Origin of the sequence: Frischella japonica (genome assembly GCF_014489845.1) — a bacterium.
Lineage (GTDB): Bacteria > Pseudomonadota > Gammaproteobacteria > Enterobacterales > Orbaceae > Frischella > Frischella japonica.
The window spans coordinates 17,922-37,148 of the sequence record NZ_JABURY010000016.1 but is presented as its reverse complement, the minus strand read 5'-3'; the positions used below and the strand labels follow the sequence as shown (position 1 = coordinate 37,148).

The window sequence follows — 19,227 nt, the reverse complement described above, 5'->3', positions numbered from 1 at the left end:
GTACGATAAAAGCATATGATTAATAGCATTGATTTTTTAGAACAATTACGAAGCAAGGGCACATTTACTGCTTTGGATTTTCATATTGCTCGTTTTTTTATCCAAAAAGTAAATTTAGACGATCATAAACAGTCATGCCGACTCGCTTTTTTAATACTTTGGATGAGTGTTGAAATTCGAAGTGGTCATGTTTGTATTGATTTAACGCAATTATCCAGAGCGCAATTTGACTACCGTTTGGGTCGTGACATAGCAGAAACAATTTTTGAACAACTTGGGCATCCAAAGCTAACTGATTGGCTACAATTATGCAGTCAGCTTGGTCATGACATTATCGGCTATAGTCAAAATTTAACACCATTAATTTTACACGAAAATAAACTGTATTTTCAGCGTTTATGGTTATACGAAAAACAGGTTGCCCAATTTTTTGGATTAGGTCAGCAGTTATATATATCTAATGATAAACAAAAAATGATTGATATCATTAATAATTTATTTCCAGATACTCATTCAGGTGAAATCGATTGGCAAAAAGTAGCGGTAGTTTCAGCCCTAACTCGCAGAATTGCTATTATATCTGGCGGGCCTGGTACCGGAAAAACGACCACAATCAGTAAATTACTGGTAGCTTTAGTCAAGATTATTCAAGAACCAGATGCAAAAAAAATACAGATTATGGCAACTGCGCCAACAGGTAAGGCGGCAGCTAGGCTTACTGAATCTTTATCCAATGCGTTATCTCACTTAAATTTACCCTCTTCGATAAAAAATAGTTTACCCACAGAAGCAATTACTTTACATCGTTTGTTGGGAGCCAGACCCAATACCAATCAATATAGCTATAATGAACAAAATAAATTGAGTATTGATGTCTTACTTATTGATGAAGCATCTATGGTTGACTTACCTATGATGGCAAAAGTGATTGATGCATTACCTACACAATGTCGACTTATCTTATTAGGTGATAAAGAACAGTTATCTTCGGTTGAAGCTGGAGCGGTATTTGGTGATCTTTGTGAATTGTATGATCGTGGTTATAGCCAACCACATGTTAAAATGATAAATGAATTATGTGCCTATCAGTTAACCGGTAAAACAGAAGAAGTATCATTAGCCGATTGTGTTTGTCTTTTACAAAAGAGCTATCGTTTTAATAACCATTCAGGAATTGGACAATTAGCAAATTTAATAAAGGCCGGTGAGCATCAAACAGTGTTGAAATTATTAAACAACAATCAACATATAGATGTTATTTATAATACTTTAATAAACCAGCAACAATATTTAAAAGCTATTGAATATAGTGTTAATCATTATCGAAATTACTTTTTAGAAATCGTTAAGCAACCAGTAAATATTAAGCATATATTGAATTACTTTGCCCAGTATCGCTTATTATGTGCTTTAAGAGAAGGGGCATTTGGCGTCGATGGATTAAATAAAGTTATTGAACAAACGTTAGAAAATCAGCAAATTATTCAGCGTACACGACAGCAACCATGGTATGTTGGTCGTCCTATTATGATATTACGTAATAGTTTTACATTAGGACTATTTAATGGCGACATCGGTATTACTTTGCCTGATCCTGATGATGCTAGTAAATTACGGGTTTATTTTTTATTGCCGAATGGTGAAATTAAAGGGTTTTCACCTTACAGATTGCCAGAACATGAAACTGTTTATGCAATGACCATTCACAAATCACAAGGTTCCGAATTCGATCATATAAGTATTGTATTACCTAATGAATATTCACCTATATTAACCCGCTCATTGTTATATACAGCAGTGACACGAGCTAAACAAAAAGTAGCTATTTTTTCGGAAAGTACGATTTTAACTCGTACCATACAAACAAAAACTCAACGACAAAGCGGACTCTTAACTCAGCTTAAAAATATTGAATTAACCACTATAACGGAATAATAAGTCTTTTATCACATTAGAATAATGTAGGATAAACAGCAGGAAAATTGCGCTATCAAAAATAAAATAAGTGGATCATGCTGATCCACTAATCAATAAGATAAAAATATTAATGAATGATTTTAGCTAAGAAATCCTTTGCTCGATCTGTTTGCGGATCACTAAAGAATTGTTCTTTAGAAGTATCTTCAATGATTTCTCCTTTATCCATAAATATTACGCGATTAGCAACTTTTCGAGCAAAGCCCATTTCATGAGTAACAACCATCATTGTCATCCCTTCATAAGCTAATTCAACCATAACATCTAATACTTCATTAACCATTTCAGGATCAAGGGCTGAAGTTGGTTCATCAAATAACATAACTACTGGATCCATACAAAGTGCACGGGCAATAGCTACACGCTGTTGTTGACCACCAGAAAGTTGACCAGGTAGCTTATTAGCATGAGCAGATAAACCTACACGTTCAAGTAATGATAATGCTTTCTCTTTAGCTTCATCATCAGAACGACCAAGCACCTTAATTTGTGCTAAAGTGAGATTTTTTAAAATAGTTAAATGTGGGAATAATTCAAAGTGTTGAAATACCATCCCGACTCTTGAACGTAAGCGAGCTAAATTAGTAGAATTACTAGTGATCTCGGTATCACCAATAAAAATCTTTCCTTTTTGAACCGGCTCTAACCCATTAACAGTTTTGATTAGCGTTGATTTACCAGAACCAGATGGACCACAAACAACGACAACCTCACCTTTTTCAACTTGTGTTGTACAATCTTTTAAAACTTGAAATCGACCATACCATTTGGATATATTTTTTAAGGTAATCATTTTTAGTCCTTCTTCAAATAATTCACTAAACGCGATGCGCTAAAACAAATAACAAAATAACTAATAGCTGCAAAAATAATCATCGAATATTTTGCTGTCCCACCTTGAGCCATACCAATTTGCGTTACACTTGCACCAAACAAGTCGATTAAACTCATAACATAAACCAAAGAGGTATCTTGGAATAAGATAATACCTTGAGTCAATAGCAAAGGAATCATCGCTCTAAATGCTTGTGGCAAAATAATAAGTCGCATCGTTTGACCTTTAGTCATTCCTAGTGCAAAGGCAGCATGATATTGCCCCTTACTAACAGCATTAATCCCTGCTCTAATGATTTCAGAATAATAAGCTGCTTCAAATAACGCAAATGCTATCATCGCAGATGCGATTCTTACATCAGCGTAAGGTGGCAATTGGAATAAATATTTAATTGCTTGCGGTAGAGCTAAATAAAACCATAATAATACTAATAATAAAGGTATTGAACGAAATAAATTAACATAACCACGAGCGAAAATATTTAGTAGTTTAATATTCGATAAACGCATTAATGCTAATACGGTGCCCCATATAATACCAACAACAACCGCCGTAAATGTAATTTTTACCGTCAACCATAAACCCATTAAAAGTAATTCATTATGATGATTAATAAGTGTTGGAATATTCGCAATCCATTCTAATAATTGCATCTTTAACCTCCACTCATCATATTAGGTAAACGGGTTTTCTTTTCTACAAGTCGCATAATAGTTATTACTGAATAATTTATAAGCATAAAAGTTAGTGTTACACCACATAATATTTCAACTATACTGTTAGTTGATTCATTAATACGATCAATTTGTCCAATAAGATCAATCAAACCAATCGTTGATGCAACAGACGAATTCTTAATAATATTCGTCATTTCCGAAGTTAAGGTCGGTACAATTTTACGATAGGCATTTGGTAATAGGATATATCGATACATTTGTAATTTGGATAATCCTAAAGCTGTGGCAGCGTATTTTTGTCCAACAGGAAGGGTTTGAATTCCTGTTCTAACCTGCTCCGCAATACGGGCTGAAGTAAATAGACCTAAAGCAATAGCGGCTAAAATAAAGCTATGGACATTTGGATCCAAATCTTGAATAAACCACGTTTTCAAAGCTCCACTTAACATTTCTGGCATTAACATATACCAAATAAACATTTGTGCCAATAAAGGGATATTGCGAAAAAGTTCAATATACGCAACTGCAAATGTATTTAACCATTTGTTTTTAAAAGTGCGCATAATCCCAATAATTGAACCTAAAACAAAAGCAATAACCCACGATGTAATGGCTAATGAAAGGGTAACAACAGCACCGTTCCATAACCAGTTTAGATAAATTCCATCACCATAAGGTGTTGGTTCAAAAAATAAAGTCCAATTAAAATCCATAATTTATGTATTATTCATTAGGTTTGTACTGAATGATGATAACATTCAGTACTTTGATTAAAATTTAAAAGCAATTAATCTAATGCTTTATCGTTCGGGTTGGCAAAAAGCTCAATCATTTTCGGTGAAATTTCGAGGTTCATGTTTGCACCATTTGGTGGAACAGGTTGAGTGAACCAGCGATTATAAGATTCTAACGCCTTGCCTGATAATTGTGCATTGGCAATGGTTTTGTCAATTAATTGTTTAAATTGAGTATCACCTTTTCTAAGCATGCAGCCATAAGATTCATAAGATAAAGGTTCGCCAACTATTTTCCATTCTGCTGGGTTAACTGCTCTTGAACGTTCTCCAGCAAGCAGCGCATCGTCCATAAGAAATGCGGCTGCGCGCCCTGTTTCAAGGGCATTGAATGTATCACCATGATCTTTAGGTGTAATAATTCGAATTTTTAAATTATCACGATTATTAATCTGATTTAAACGAATTTCAGATGTTGTACCTGCTGTTGTTGTTACATTTTTACCTTTAAGATCCTCGATGTTATTAATATTGCTATCCGCCTTAACTAAAAAACGAGTACCAACAATAAAAATCGAGTTAGAAAAATCAACCACTTTTTGGCGCTCAAGATTATTAGTCGTTGAGCCACATTCAAAATCGTAGGTATAATTGTTTAATAACTGAATCCGTGTTTTAGAAGTGACAGGTAAATACTTCACTTTTAAATTAGGCATATCAAGTTCTTTTTTTACTGCTTCTACAATCAAATTTGAATAATCTTGTGAATAACCAATTACATTTTGATTATTATCATAATAAGAAAAAGGAATTGACGATTCACGATGACCGACAACAATTACACCGCTATCTTTAATTTTCGCCAGTGTGCCAGTTAATTCTTCAGCGTACGCATTGGTATGAATTAAACCAAGCACACCCAAAGATAACATTAATTTCGCCAGTTTAGTCTTAGACTTTTTAAATTTGGTCATATCAATTTCCTCTTTTTCTAAGGTTTATATTGTATTCAATATCTAAGATATTTTTACAACAGCCGCGTATTATAACTGATTTTTGCTTATAAAAGTAATTTTTTTGCATATTTATGCTTTATATAAATGCTTACAAAGTATAACATTTTGAATTTTAGAAACTTTTAATAAATTAAATGACCGTTTATTAACTCATTTTATTAATTTATTAACGAATTTTTGAACTTAAATGATACAAATTGTCGTTTTTAAACCACTATCTATTTAATTAATTACAAATAATTTTATATCGACTAAAGTACAATTTTTTTTGGGAATTGCCATTGGTGTTTAATAAGAAAAATATGCATTTTTTTATTAGTCATTTTAGATGCAATTCAAATCATTTGTTTAGTTCTTACCAATTATATTTAAGCAAGAAATGTGCCATATTGATAATTAATTATATCTGGTTTTAGGTATAAGTAGTAGCGAGAGTATAATCATCATAATGAAAAGTGGGAAATGCCCCCATTTAGCATAAGGGGTTAGACCCGTATTCGGAGATAATTGCATAGATAGGGTAGTTGTTTTAAATTGTGGTGCTTGTTGTAAAATTTTCCCTGAAGGATCAATTATAGCGGTAATACCATTATTAGTACTACGAATCATCGTTCTACCAAATTCTAAAGCTCTAGCTTGCACCATTTGAAGGTGTTGCCATGGTCCAATACTTTCACCAAACCAAGCGTCATTAGATACAGTTAATAAAAAATCGGTATCATTGCTAAAGTTTGCTAATACTAAGTCTGATAATATTGCTTCATAGCATATCACAGTTGTAAATTTGAATCCTTTCATAACTAATGGTTTTTGAATTCTTTCACCAAATGACATTGATGACATAGGAATCTGCAGTAAATTAGCTATCGGCTCGAGTAATAATTGTAAGGGAATATATTCACCGAAAGGAACCAAATGATGTTTATTATAACGGTTTTCGGTAGGATAGTGATATGGATTTTCATCCCCTAATACAATTAATGTATTAAAAATATCATAATCATCTGAATTATGACGCAGATCAATAATTCCTACAGCGATAGCACTCTGATTAGCACGAGCTAATTGATCAAGCTGACGTAAATAGAACTGTTGATTAGTTTCTAGATCAGTAATCGCAGCTTCAGGCCAAATTATTATATCACTTTGTTCTAACAAATTTTTGGTTAAAGAATAGTAAGTATGTAAGGTATTTTCAAGCTGATTAGCATTCCACTTTAATGATTGAGTAATATTGCCTTGAACTAATGAAACATTAACTTGACGCGAATTATCTTGATGCGTCCATTCGGCACAATTGGTCAATATTGGTGCAAAATAAAATATTAATAGTGCAATTAACGCATTAAAAAAGTGCGTTTTTGAAATGCGCCATTGTTTATAACGGATAAGATAAATTAAATGACATATTAGATAAGCTAGTAAACCACAAAGGATACTAAATATTAGATTAACACCGTCGATACCAATTATTGGAAATAAGCCTTTTAGCGGTGAATCAAGTTGGCTATAACCAAATTCTAACCATGAAAAGCCAGTGAGAATAGTACCACGAAGATATTCGGTAAATTGCCAAAGTAAGGGAGAAAGCAGTACTAATTGTTTAACTGAGTAAGCTGGCGCTAATTTATTGCTTAACCTTACTAAAGTGGCAAATAATAATGGATAGAGCGATAAATAAACTATCAATAACACTAGAATGGTTATCGCAACAATTGTTGGTAATTCCCCATACTGCTTAATGCTAATATAAACCCAGTGTATTCCAGAACTGAAATAGCCCAATCCCCAACTTAAACCAATAATGGCTGCCTGTTTTGCTGATTTGTCAGCAATTAACAGCAATAACCCACTAAAAGATATTAAAGCAAGTAATGAAAAGTGAAATGGCGCATAACTAAATACTGCTATACCACCAAGAATGGTAGCCATTAATTGCTGTATCAAAACTTGCTTAAACATTTAATTTTGTTTTTCTAAATCAGGTTCAGGGGCATGGTCAGGTAAAGTAACATGCAACTGAATAATCCGACGTTTATCAGCTAAGGCGACTTTAAATTGATAATCTTCAATGCTAACCATTTCTCCTTTAACGGGTAATCGACCAAACTGTTGCATAACTAATCCACCAACCGTATCTACATCTTCATCACTGAAATGGGTTGAAAAGATATCATTAAAATCTTCAATTGCCGTTAAGGCTTTGACTGTATAAACTGAAGGTGCTAGTTTACGAATATTACGATCTTCTACTTCATCATATTCATCTTCAATATCGCCAACGATTAATTCTAAAACATCTTCAATAGTAACTAATCCTGATACACCACCAAATTCATCGATGGCTATAGCCATATGATAACGTTGCATTCTAAATTCTTTTAACATGTGATCAACGCGTTTACCTTCTGGCACTATCACAGCAGGACGCAAAACTTTTTTTAGATCAAAAGTATCACTACCTTGTTGCATAAAAATTAATAAATCTTTAGCTAATAAAATACCTTCAATGTGATCGCGATCTTCACTAATTACCGGATAACGTGAGTGACCATATTCAAAAATAACATCTAAACATTCCTGTAAGGAATAATTTAATTTCAGAGGAACAATCTGTGTTCTGGGGATCATAATATCTCTAACACGTTGATCTGCAATATCCATTACACCTTCAATCATATCAAAGGTATCAGGGTCAATTAGTTGATTTTCTTGCGCTTCCCGAATTAAAGTAATGAGTTCATCACGGTTTTGTGGTTCTGAACTAAACAATTGATGTAGCCATAAAGAAAATTTTTTCTTTGATCGTTGGTGATTGTCATCGACCATTTTATCGCATTCCTTCCAAAAGATTATTAACTATAATAGATTTTATTTTATACATAATGTATCCCGATTTCCGACCAATTTTAAAATACTTTTTACTATTTTAATCGTGTGGATGAAAGGGAAATGATAACAATATCATCAATTAACTGCAACAAAACGCTTATTTATAAAATATATCCTGGTGAATTTGTTAAAAAGTTTTGAATGTACCCATTTTTTAAATTTAATTTTAGTAAAAATTATAAATTGATTAAGATTCATAAGGATTTGTGAATCCTAGTTCTGTCATAATTTCAATTTCAATATTTTCCATTTCTTGAGCTTCAGCTTCTTCGATATGATCATAACCTAATAAATGAAGGCAACCATGGACAATCATATGTGCCCAATGTGATTCAAGTGATTTATGTTGATCTTTAGCTTCTTGTTCAACTATCCCTTTGCAGATAATGAGATCACCTAAAAGCGGCGTTTCCATTTCAATTGGAGATTCAAAAGGAAATGATAATACATTTGTTGGTTTGTCTTTATGACGATAGAGGTTATTTAAATATTGGCTCTCTTGTTCATCAACCACACGAATTGTTAATTCAGCTTGTGGTACAAATTGGGGTAATATCACTGTTAACCATTGTTGAATTTTTTGTTCGCTAGGTATGGTATTCGTATCGGTAGTAACTATTTGTAAATCTAGAATGATCTGATCCATGATTAAATGTTTATTCTCTATGATAAGGGTGATTTGTTGTAATGCTCCAGGCTCGGTATAAGCTTTCCGCAACAATAACTCTAACAAGGGGGTGAGGAAGGGTAAGCGGTGATAATGACCAACTTTGATGCGCGGCCATTTTACAAGCAGGCGATAATCCTTCTGGTCCGCCGATTAACAAGCTTACATCGCGACCATCTAATTTCCATTTATCCAGCTCACAAGCTAAATTTTCTGTAGATAATGGTTTGCCTGGAATATCCAATGTCACGATACGATTACCTTTACCGCAACTTGCTAACATCTGCTCGCCTTCTTTGTCCAAAATTCTTGATATATCAGCATGTTTAGTTCGCTTTCCGGCAGGGACTTCGATCAATTCAAAAGGCATATCTTTCGGAAAACGTGATGTATAATCATAGAAAGCAGTTGATACCCATTGAGGCATTTTGGTACCTACGGCAATAAGTTGAAGCTTCACTAATTATTTGCTCCACAACTTTTCAAGCTCATAAAGTTGACGACTATCTTCTTGCATAATGTGAACCATAACGGAATCAAGGTCAACAACCACCCAATCGGCATCATTTTGGCCTTCACTACCTAATACTAAGTAATCCTGTTTTTTAGCTTCTTCTAATAGATGATTGGCAATTGAGCTAACATGCCGATTGGATGTACCTGTGCAGATGATCATGTAATCAGTAATACTTGATTTACCTTTAACATCTAATATAACGATATCTTTTCCTTTTAAGTCATCGATTTTGTCGATGATAAAATCTTGAAGTGACTGTTGCAAAATATTCCTCTAAATGTTTTTTTCATTTTAGTGTATTTTAACATATTATTTTTTGGTCAACAAAAACTGTAAATCAATCCTAACAATGTTATTAAATATTAAATTTCAAAAAAAATTATCAATAATAAAGTAAAAAAGCGGTTAATATTTTATGCTTTGTTATTAATCAGCTAACACCTGTTCACTAATTTTTCAGTAAAAAATACAGAAAAATATACACTATATTACTAATTATATTAAATAATATCATAAAAAAACTACCTGATAAATAATTTACAAATCTTATTGTTCAGCTTACAACTGTAAGCTATAATTAGCGAAATTTTTTTACATGAAAGATATTTCTTTGGGAGCAAAGTAATAAATGAAAAGAGTCGTAATAACAGGTTTAGGAATTTTATCAAGCATTGGTAATAATACTAAAGAAGTATTGGAATCCTTAAAACAAGGAAAGAGTGGGATTACTTTTTCTCAAGAAATGAAAGACAGCGGTATGCGTAGTCATGTTTGTGGTAATATCAAATTAGATACAACTGGTTTAATCGATCGTAAAATCGTACGTTTTATGAATGATGCTTCAATTTATGGCTATTTAGCATTACAACAAGCAATAGATGATGCTAAACTTACACCTGAAATGATATCTAACCCGCGTACTGGTCTTATTGCGGGTTATGGTGGTTCAACGAAAACACAATATTCGGTTGTTGCAGGAATGAAAGAAAAAGGCCTACGTGGGGTTGGTCCTTATGCAGTAACTAAATCCATGTCTTCTGCGATTTCTGCTTGCTTAGCAACACCATTTAAAATTAAAGGCGTGAGCTATTCAATGACTTCAGCGTGTGCAACTTCTGTTCACTGTATAGGTCATGCAGCTGAGCTTATTCAGTTAGGTAAACAAGATATTGTCTTTGCTGGTGGTGGTGAAGAACTTTGTTGGGAAATGTCTTGTGAGTTTGATGCTATGGGTGCATTATCGACAAAATATAATGATACTCCAGAGAAAGCATCACGCGCTTATGACGCTAATCGTGATGGTTTTGTTATTGCTGGTGGCGCTGGAATGGTCGTCGTTGAAGAACTTGAACATGCTTTAGCACGTGGAGCGCATATTTATGGTGAAATAGTCGGTTATGGCGCAACATCTGACGGTTATGATATGGTATCACCATCTGGTGAAGGGGCTGTACGTTGTATGCAACTTGCTATTGAAAATGTTGATTCGCCAATTGATTACATTAATACTCATGGTACATCCACCCCAGTCGGCGATGTTAAAGAGTTATGGGCAATTAAACAAGTTTTTGGCGATAATGTTCCTGCAATCTCTTCAACAAAGTCAATGACTGGTCATTCATTAAGTGCTACAGGTGCTCAAGAGGTTATTTATAGTTTATTGATGCTACAAAATAATTTTATTGCGCCAAGTATTAATGTCGATGAATTAGATGAAGCAGCAAAAGATATGAATGTTATAACTCAACCAACAGAAAAAGAATTAACGACAGTTATGTCTAATAGTTTTGGCTTTGGTGGTACTAATGCTGCTATCGTATTGAAGAAATTTAGTAAATAACATTCTAATTATGTAAATCTAGATAGCACTAAATTAGTGCTATTTTTTTATCTCATCAAAATGTTATTACCTACTTATTTTTACGCTAATTACTGATAATTCCATATATAATAAAATTACACAGAAATCGAAGATTTCAATTGTAATTAAAAAGTGTGTAAAAAAGATATAAAGCTGACGATATGTTTATAAACAAAATGGGCTTAAGTCTTTTTCCATTTATTTACATCACAACAATTTTAATAGTCATATACGAATTTAGTAAATTAACTAAAGGATTAGCGATTGTCCTATAAAATTTAATCTGTTTGATTGCTAACTTAATCTTAAAAAAATAATCCTGTTTTAGGTTAACTCTCTGTTGGTTTTAAACTGAATTTATATCATGAGTATAGAGCGGTATTTAATTACAATATTTGAAATATATTATGAATGACAGTTAGTATTGAGTCGGATAGTTTATACAATCAATTAAAGAGAAAACAGGGCATTGCCCTGTTTTTATTAATTAACTTCAGCACAATTTAAACAATAAATATACCGATTTTGTGGGTCATTTAAATTTTCCAATAATGTCATGCGCTGCTTAACCTCTTTGACCATTGGTAGTTCATTATATAAAATTTGCGTAAGCGATTTTGGTAATATGGCTGAATAATTGTTTAACATTGCATTAAAATAGTTAATATCTTGTTTTTGCCAATAAATTGTATAATCAGTGATACCGGCTAAAGTTGCTGCTTTAAGTACAGCATTGTCAATATCACCAATTTCATCGACTAGACCATTTTCTTTAGCTTGTTCACCTAACCAGACTTGCCCTTGAGCAATTTTATCGACAGCTTCATAATTCATATTTCGTGATTGTGACACAAGCGATATAAACATGTCATAGCCATTATTAATGGTCATTTGCATGAGCTGATTGAATTGCTCTGATGGCGCTTTAGTTACCGATAAACTCGCTAATGGTGAGGTAGCGACACCGTCAGTGTGAACACCGATCGAAGAGAGGCTATTTTCAAAATTTGGTAAAATTCCAAAAATTCCGATTGAGCCTGTAATGGTATTTGAACTTGCATAAATATAATCTGATTCTGTCGCTATCCAGTAACCACCAGATGCAGCTAATCCCCCCATTGACACAACAACAGGTATATCTTTCTCTCTCAATGCTGCTAATTCACTGCGAATTTCCTCAGAACCATCAACACTACCACCAGGACTATTAATGCGCAAAACCACCGCGCGAATATTGCTATTATTGGTCAATTTTTTTATCTGTTGAGCAATAGTTTCACTTCCAGCTGTATCATTAGTGCTGTCACCCTTAACAATTGTACCATTAACAAAAACAATAGCTATTTCAGGCTTGTGATTCATCGTAGATTGTCCATCAATGATTTGCTGTTCATTTGTTTGAAGCTGATAATCATAAATGCTGACTGAATCATTTGTATTAAAAAACGCCTTCATCTCTTGTTCGAATTCACTATTTGTTTTAATTGAATCAATAATTTTATTTTCAAGAGCATATTCAGCCAAATTACCTGAGACCATTTTTAAGCGTTCTAAAAATGTATCAGAATCTGGTGCTAACATATCATTAGGTATGTCACGTTGTTGAGAAATATCAGATAAATAGTTTTTCCACATTGGCATTAACCAACGACGAGTATTTAGCTTAGCCTCTTCAGACATATCATCTCTAATATAGGGTTCTACAGCAGATTTATAGGTTCCCACTCTATACACATAAGTGTTGACTTTTAAATTATCTAATAATGATTTGAAATAGAAGTTGTTAGCGGCAAAACCAAAAATTTCTACACTTCCAATATTACTTAAATAAATTTTATCGGCAAGACTGGCTAAATAGTATTGTTTTTGATTAAACTTGCTACCATAAGCATAAATAGGTTTTCCGGCTGCTTTGAATTGTTTTAAATGTTTTGCCAGATATTCCAGAGAAGGCAATGATCCACCATTAAATTTATCTAATTTAAGGATGATACCTTTTATTGCATTATCGGATGTTGCTTGATCAATTTTCTTAGTAAGTTCAAATAAGCTATTTTCACGAGAAGGATCAAATTTATTACCACTCAGTTTTTTACTTAATTCATAAAAATCTTGATCAACATTTGTTGTATCAACAAGTACGCCTTCAATATCGAGAATTAAAACACCTGATTGGGGGATATTCTCAGAACTGGATAACCCTATAAGTAAAAATAAACAGAAAAAAAAGACAATATTTAAAAAGATAATTCTAATTAGATTTAAGGTTTTCCCAATATATTTTAGCCCGGTACAAATCGTGTGCCAAACAAACATAAACAATCCTTACTTTTTTATTTAGTGTTATTAGTATAGCGTTATTAATTTAAAAATTACACCAGCGCAGTTAAATTCGTGCTTAATGTATTAGATTTAAGACATAACAAAATGTAAACAATTAAGATACCGATAAAAGATATGATTAACAAAACTAAAAGAATTAAAGGTAATGAAATATCGATATATAGTATTAAATTTTATTTTAAATTTTGTCAGAAGCGTCTTGATTGCGTTTAAAAAAATAATGCTTATCTTCCCAACGTAAACATGTTAATTTACCTCCCCAACAACAGCCAGTATCCAAACCATAGATGTTTTCAGGCGTACCTTTACCTTTTAACGATGCCCAATGACCAAATATAATACTATAATTTTCGGGTATTTTACGGGGTAACTTAAACCAAGGTTTAAGTTTGCTTGGTGCGTCTTCTGGTGCATCTTTGCAATAGAAATCTAGGCGACCATCATCATAACAATAACGCATACGCGTAAAAGCATTGGCTATGAAGCGTAATCGATCTAAACCTTTTAAATCGTCCTGCCATGAATCAGGAAAATCACCATACATTGAATCTAAAAATAAAGGATATGTGTCGCTGGATAGCACAGAACTTAGATCCTTGGCACATTTAATTGCTGTGTCTAAATCCCATTGCGGAGAGATGCCAGCGTGTGCCATAACTAATTTCAATTGGTTATCAATTTGTAATAAGGGCTGGCGTCTTAACCAATTAATTAACTCGTCACAATCCGGAGCTGTTAGAATTTGTTCAATGTGATCTTTTTTATGATTTTTAGTAATTCCCGCATAGACGGCTAAAAGATGAATATCATGATTACCTAAAGTAAGACGTATTTGGTTACAATGTTGTTTTACAAACCGTAATACCGCTAACGAATCAGGTCCTCTGGCAACGAGATCTCCCGTTAACCAGATTGTATCAGATTGGCTAAAATTAGCTTTCTCAAGCACTTTCATAAATTCATAGTAACAACCATGAATATCGCCAATCAGTAAGTTTGCCATGATTTATTCACTCATTAAGCTATAAGCATCAGCCAGCTGGCAATATTGTTGCAACGTTAGATTCTCAGCGCGCGCATCTAAATCAAGATTTAATGCAGTGAGTTGTTCTGAATTAAATAAATTCCCCAAACTATTACGAATCGTTTTTCGGCGTTGATTAAATGCTTCAGTTGTTATGCGAGATAGCATTCGTACATCCTTTACTTTATGAGGTATATCAGCATGAGGTATTAATTTAACTACCGCAGAGTCAACTTTTGGAGCAGGTTTAAATGCATAAGGTGGTACCTCTAAGATAGGAATAATCTGACAATAATATTGTGCCATAACACTTAACCGACCATAGGCTTTAGAATTGGGTGCTGCGACTAAGCGATTTACAACTTCTTTTTGTAACATAAAATGCATATCAGAAATTGCATGTGTAAATTGAAACAAATGGAACATTAAAGGTGTCGAAATATTATAGGGTAAATTACCAAAAACTCTTAATGGCTGCTTCATCTGTTCTGCAAGAATGGTAAAATCAACCATCATAGCATCCTCTTGAATCACATTGATTTTATGTTTTAAAAAAGGATTATTAAGTAATCTTGCTGCTAAATCACGGTCAATTTCAACCACTGTTAACTGGTCAACTAATTGACTAATCGGTACAGTCAGTGCAGCAAGGCCAGGACCAATTTCGACCAGAGCTTGATCCTTTTTGGGTTGAATGGCTGCTACAATATTTTCAATAACGTTGTCATCATTTAAAAAGTTCTGACCGAATCGTTTCCGTGCAAAATGCCCTTGATGCATACGATTATTCATACTAATTATCATCACCCATAATTTTTATATAAGCATCCCCTTTAAGTTCTTGAATCCAAACTTGTAGCTCTTCACCAAATTTACGATTAAAAATTAAACGATAAGCTTGATCTTTTTTCGCATCTTCCGTTTTGTCAACATTACGACTATCCATTAATTGAATTAGATGCCAGCCATAACTTGATTTGACCGGTTGACTTATTTCACCTTTACTTAATCTTAATAAAGCTGCTCTAAAATTACTATCAAAATTATTAGGATTGTTCCAGCCTAATTCTCCACCGTTATCAGCTGAACCAGGATCTTCCGAGTAAAGTTTAGCAGCAGAAGCAAAAGAGGTTGAGCCATTTACTATAGATTGTCGAATTTCCTGAATTTTATTTTTTGCTATTTCATCTGTCACTAATACATTGGTTTTGATCAGAATATGACGTGCATTTACTTCTTTGATCGTGATGATTTTAGGTGCCTCAGAATGATTTCCTTCGACTTTCAAAATATGAAATCCAACACCTGATCGGATCGGTCCAATGATATCATTTTTTTGCGCACGAACTAAACGTTCTTCAAAAATAGAAGGCAACTCATTGAGCTTATGCCAACCCATTTTTCCACCTTCTAATGCTTTTTCATCATTTGAATATGTAGCAGCGAGTTTAGCAAAACTTTCCCCTTTTTTCAGACGATCAACAATATTTTGTGCTTTTGTGTTGGCATCTTCAATCTGTTTTTTGCTTGGGCTTTCTGGTAAAGCAATTAAAATATGGCTAATATTAACTTCACGATTTTTATTCGGCTGTTTAGCTATTTCATTGGCCAAATTATTGACTTCCCGATCGCTTATCATGATACGTTGCTTAATAATATTCATACGAGCCTGCTCGATAAGTAACTCTTTTGATATTTTATGGCGATAGCTATTGTAACTCATGCCAACACTTGCTAAATAACCACGCAAATCATTAATAGTCATATTATTTTTTTGGGCAATAGATTTAATGGCTTCCGTTATATCATCTTCACTAATTTTAATATTCAATTTTGCAGCTTGTTGCAAAATGAGATTTTCATTAATTAGGCGTTCTATGATTTGGTGTCTTAGCGCTTTATCATCTGGCAAATTTTGGGGATCTGTACTTGCCTTTACATTTTGTAACATTTCATCAATGTCACTTTGTAAAATGACATTGTTATTCACAATAGCCGCAACGCCATCGACCACCTTTGGTGCGGCCTGAATATTCGCAGCGCAAAATAAGATTAAAAAAGATGTAAAATAAAATTTAATTTTAGTAATCATGGTCAACCATTTATTCATTTATATGTTAATTTGACAATATTATTTGTTATTTAGTTCCATAATTTTCGTCAAATGCAGTTTTATAAGGCAATAAACCAAAGTCTAACATTTTAGCAATAGTATTACTATTTTGGTTAAAACCTCTTAATTCGAAGTTTATTGAAAATTTGTTTTCATATTTACTCGCTCTTGAAACGCTGTTCCAATCAACGATTTTTCGTCCATATTGTAAACTTACTCCCCAACAACAATCTTCATAATGTATACCGATGAAATCATCAGCAATTTGTTTATTGTCAATATCATAGAAAAGCGAACCCACCGCATTGATATTATCGGTCAATGGCCACGATGTCATAATTCCAAATTGCGAAATATTTTGTTTATAAGGTATATTACCTTTATCTACTTCTATGTTGTCAATATATTTTTTATTAGCATAACGATAAGAGAATTGTGCCATTTTGTTTTCACTGACACGATATTCAAAAATGGCATTGGCCAAAGAAATTTTATCGATTCGTGTGTCATATTGAATCCCACTTCTGAAAACCATATTATTATCAATACGCCAAAAATTATCCGTTGCCCAGGTCAATGTACCAGTATCTTTATCGATTGGTGAACGATAATCGCCTGTTTTGGAACGGGTAAAATAATAGATTTGCCCAACGGATAAATTGAATTTTTCAACCTGATCATCATCATATATACGCGTGGTAATACCTGTAGCTATTTTATTGGCTGATGGGATACGATCGAGTCCGCTATAAGGCTGTTCTCTAAATAAACCAATATAATCGGATTGTAATAGGGATGAATCGTATTTATCAATACGTGATTGATTGCGATATGGAATATAAAGGTATTTTACTCTAGGTTCTAATGTTTGCGTGTATCCAGTAAATGTATTAATATTGCGTTCAAAAATCATTTTTCCGTCAATACTAAATTTTGGTAGAAACCGATTAACACTTTCTTTCAAATAATTTTTACTCGTATTTGATTTAGGAACATTTTGATCATAGTGGGTAGCTAAAAAGCCGACTTCAGTATTAAGTGATGCCCAAGAAGACATCAACGCATAGTTTAATCCTGGTTCAATATGAAAGCGCCAAGTTTTTGGATTATCTTTTCCAGAAGTCACAAAGTGTGATACCTGCGAAAAGGTCTTAAAATTAAAGTTGCCGATATCATCATAGTAATTGATATTTAATTGAGGTTCTGGGCGATATAGTTGATGCTTTAAATTATCATATAATGCTTGAAAATATTTATAATTCAAATCAATATCCCAATTTTCATCAGCATAGCCAATGGTATAACTTTGTGTGAGATAACCATCTGTTTCTGCTGCATATTTTGAACCTAAATCAGTAATATATTGGTTATCACTTACCCGAGTAGAATTCACTGTTAGTCGCCAATTATCGTTAATCTGTTCTTCATTTTTCCAATGAAATAACCATCGGTAATTATTATTACTATAGCCAGCTTCATTGCTATGACGTCGACCTTTTCTGTCCTTGCTATATTGATCGTCATATTGCAACCAGTCAAATGCAACAGTACCTAAACCAATTGCGTTAAGATAGCGCCCTTCAGATTGTAGTTGAATACCTCGTTTTTGAATAATTCTAGGTGTAAATGTCGCATCATAATTTGGTGCGATATTCCAATAAATGGGTAAAGAGAAATCAATTCCACTAATGCTATCATAAGAAAAATTCGGCATAAGTAAACCCGAACGGCGTATGCTCCCAGTAGGGAGTTGTAAATATGGTGTATATAATACAGGCACATTGGCTATTCGAAAAACTGCATCCCATACTTCTAGAAGTTGTTCATCATTATCATGAATAATTTTTGAACCCTCGATATTCCAGGTTTTATTTTCTATTGGACAAGAGGTAAAACTCCCACCTTTAATAACCAAATAGCGGTTATTTGTAAATTGCATTTTTTTTGCTGAACCACGTCCAAGCCTGCCAACCAAATGATATTGTGAATTATCGATTTCAATTTCTTTATTAACTAGATTCATGGACGCTTTTTCGGCATGCAGTTCAACCATATCGTCTTGATAAATAATATTACCATTTAAAAAAATATCACGATTTTGATTCTGTGATTGAATTAAGGTCATCTGGTCAGAATTGATTTGCCGATTACCTTGGGTCACTATAACATTGCCGGTGTAAATAGCTTTACTTGGTAATTCAGCTTTGAAATTATCGGAAATAACATTAATTGGTTGTTCATTAATATCTTTCTGAGGAGAAGGTCGATTATTGAGCGGTACATTAACAAGACATCGTTGATTATTCTGAGGTTGAAATTGCTTAAGTATTTTATTATCTTTAGCATAATTGTTTGGAGAATAAAGAGATATACAAACAGTGACTGCAATAAAAGTAGGAGTGAGTTTTTTCATTAGTATTTCTGTAAGCAATAATCACGAATTAATATTTATCGCAATATTATATCGATAATTTACAAAAGTGCTAACTAATAAGCGATAAAAACAGCAAAGATTTTCATTTTCAGCTGAATTAAATTACTAATAATCAAAACACATACTTAATAACAACT

16 protein-coding genes are annotated in these 19,227 nt (G+C 33.1%); 2 read left to right on the top strand and 14 right to left on the bottom strand.

Annotated elements, in window-relative coordinates; genetic code table 11:
- Nucleotides 1–15: 15 nt before the first annotated feature.
- Complete coding sequence (gene recD, locus FcAc13_RS07165; protein ID WP_187755532.1) at nucleotides 16–1,935, top strand: exodeoxyribonuclease V subunit alpha; 1,920 nt, start codon at nucleotides 16–18, stop codon at nucleotides 1,933–1,935.
- A gap of 109 nt (nucleotides 1,936–2,044) precedes the next feature.
- Here recD and FcAc13_RS07160 read toward each other — a convergent pair whose 3' ends face one another.
- The 9 genes from FcAc13_RS07160 to rsfS form a co-directional block, all read right to left on the bottom strand.
- A complete protein-coding gene (locus FcAc13_RS07160) occupies nucleotides 2,045–2,770 on the bottom strand; it encodes an amino acid ABC transporter ATP-binding protein (RefSeq protein WP_187755531.1) in 726 nt (241 codons plus the stop codon).
- A gap of 2 nt (nucleotides 2,771–2,772) precedes the next feature.
- Nucleotides 2,773–3,465, bottom strand: coding sequence for an ABC transporter permease subunit (locus FcAc13_RS07155; RefSeq protein ID WP_187755530.1), 693 nt, complete (start codon nucleotides 3,463–3,465; stop codon nucleotides 2,773–2,775).
- A 2-nt stretch (nucleotides 3,466–3,467) separates the two neighbouring features.
- Nucleotides 3,468–4,202: an amino acid ABC transporter permease gene (locus FcAc13_RS07150; RefSeq protein WP_187755529.1), complete on the bottom strand. Its 735-nt coding sequence runs from the start codon at nucleotides 4,200–4,202 to the stop codon at nucleotides 3,468–3,470.
- A 74-nt stretch (nucleotides 4,203–4,276) separates the two neighbouring features.
- Nucleotides 4,277–5,197: a glutamate/aspartate ABC transporter substrate-binding protein gene (locus FcAc13_RS07145; RefSeq protein WP_187755528.1), complete on the bottom strand. Its 921-nt coding sequence runs from the start codon at nucleotides 5,195–5,197 to the stop codon at nucleotides 4,277–4,279.
- A 438-nt stretch (nucleotides 5,198–5,635) separates the two neighbouring features.
- Nucleotides 5,636–7,201 carry an apolipoprotein N-acyltransferase gene (lnt, locus tag FcAc13_RS07140; RefSeq protein ID WP_187755527.1) on the bottom strand — a complete coding sequence of 522 codons (1,566 nt, stop codon included), beginning with the start codon at nucleotides 7,199–7,201 and terminating at the stop codon, nucleotides 5,636–5,638.
- Nucleotides 7,202–8,068 carry a CNNM family magnesium/cobalt transport protein CorC gene (corC, locus tag FcAc13_RS07135; RefSeq protein WP_187755526.1) on the bottom strand — a complete coding sequence of 289 codons (867 nt, stop codon included), beginning with the start codon at nucleotides 8,066–8,068 and terminating at the stop codon, nucleotides 7,202–7,204.
- A 250-nt stretch (nucleotides 8,069–8,318) separates the two neighbouring features.
- Nucleotides 8,319–8,777, bottom strand: a complete 459-nt coding sequence (ybeY, locus tag FcAc13_RS07130) for an rRNA maturation RNase YbeY (protein WP_187755525.1) — start codon at nucleotides 8,775–8,777, stop codon at nucleotides 8,319–8,321.
- Between the two features lie 10 nt (nucleotides 8,778–8,787).
- Nucleotides 8,788–9,258 (bottom strand): 23S rRNA (pseudouridine(1915)-N(3))-methyltransferase RlmH, encoded by a 471-nt coding sequence (gene rlmH / locus FcAc13_RS07125; protein ID WP_187755524.1) that lies wholly within the window; start codon nucleotides 9,256–9,258, stop codon nucleotides 8,788–8,790.
- Between the two features lie 3 nt (nucleotides 9,259–9,261).
- Nucleotides 9,262–9,582, bottom strand: a complete 321-nt coding sequence (gene rsfS / locus FcAc13_RS07120) for a ribosome silencing factor (protein ID WP_187755754.1) — start codon at nucleotides 9,580–9,582, stop codon at nucleotides 9,262–9,264.
- A gap of 361 nt (nucleotides 9,583–9,943) precedes the next feature.
- Between rsfS and fabB the strand changes: the two genes are divergently transcribed.
- A complete protein-coding gene (fabB, locus tag FcAc13_RS07115) occupies nucleotides 9,944–11,155 on the top strand; it encodes a beta-ketoacyl-ACP synthase I (RefSeq protein WP_187755523.1) in 1,212 nt (403 codons plus the stop codon).
- Nucleotides 11,156–11,659: 504 nt separating this feature from the next.
- Here the strand turns inward: fabB and sppA are convergent.
- The 5 genes from sppA to lptD all read right to left on the bottom strand — a co-directional run bounded on the left by sppA (nucleotide 11,660) and on the right by lptD (nucleotide 19,069).
- Complete coding sequence (gene sppA / locus FcAc13_RS07110; protein WP_187755522.1) at nucleotides 11,660–13,492, bottom strand: signal peptide peptidase SppA; 1,833 nt, start codon at nucleotides 13,490–13,492, stop codon at nucleotides 11,660–11,662.
- Nucleotides 13,493–13,697: 205 nt separating this feature from the next.
- Complete coding sequence (gene apaH, locus FcAc13_RS07105) at nucleotides 13,698–14,522, bottom strand: bis(5'-nucleosyl)-tetraphosphatase (symmetrical) ApaH (protein WP_187755521.1); 825 nt, start codon at nucleotides 14,520–14,522, stop codon at nucleotides 13,698–13,700.
- Between the two features lie 3 nt (nucleotides 14,523–14,525).
- The gene (gene rsmA, locus FcAc13_RS07100; protein WP_187755520.1) at nucleotides 14,526–15,335 is read right to left on the bottom strand and encodes a 16S rRNA (adenine(1518)-N(6)/adenine(1519)-N(6))-dimethyltransferase RsmA; all 810 of its coding nucleotides are present in this window, start codon (nucleotides 15,333–15,335) and stop codon (nucleotides 14,526–14,528) included.
- Between the two features lies 1 nt (nucleotide 15,336).
- Nucleotides 15,337–16,635, bottom strand: coding sequence for a peptidylprolyl isomerase SurA (surA, locus tag FcAc13_RS07095; RefSeq protein ID WP_187755519.1), 1,299 nt, complete (start codon nucleotides 16,633–16,635; stop codon nucleotides 15,337–15,339).
- A gap of 46 nt (nucleotides 16,636–16,681) precedes the next feature.
- A complete protein-coding gene (gene lptD / locus FcAc13_RS07090) occupies nucleotides 16,682–19,069 on the bottom strand; it encodes an LPS assembly protein LptD (RefSeq protein WP_187755518.1) in 2,388 nt (795 codons plus the stop codon).
- Between the last annotated feature and the right edge of the window lie 158 nt (nucleotides 19,070–19,227).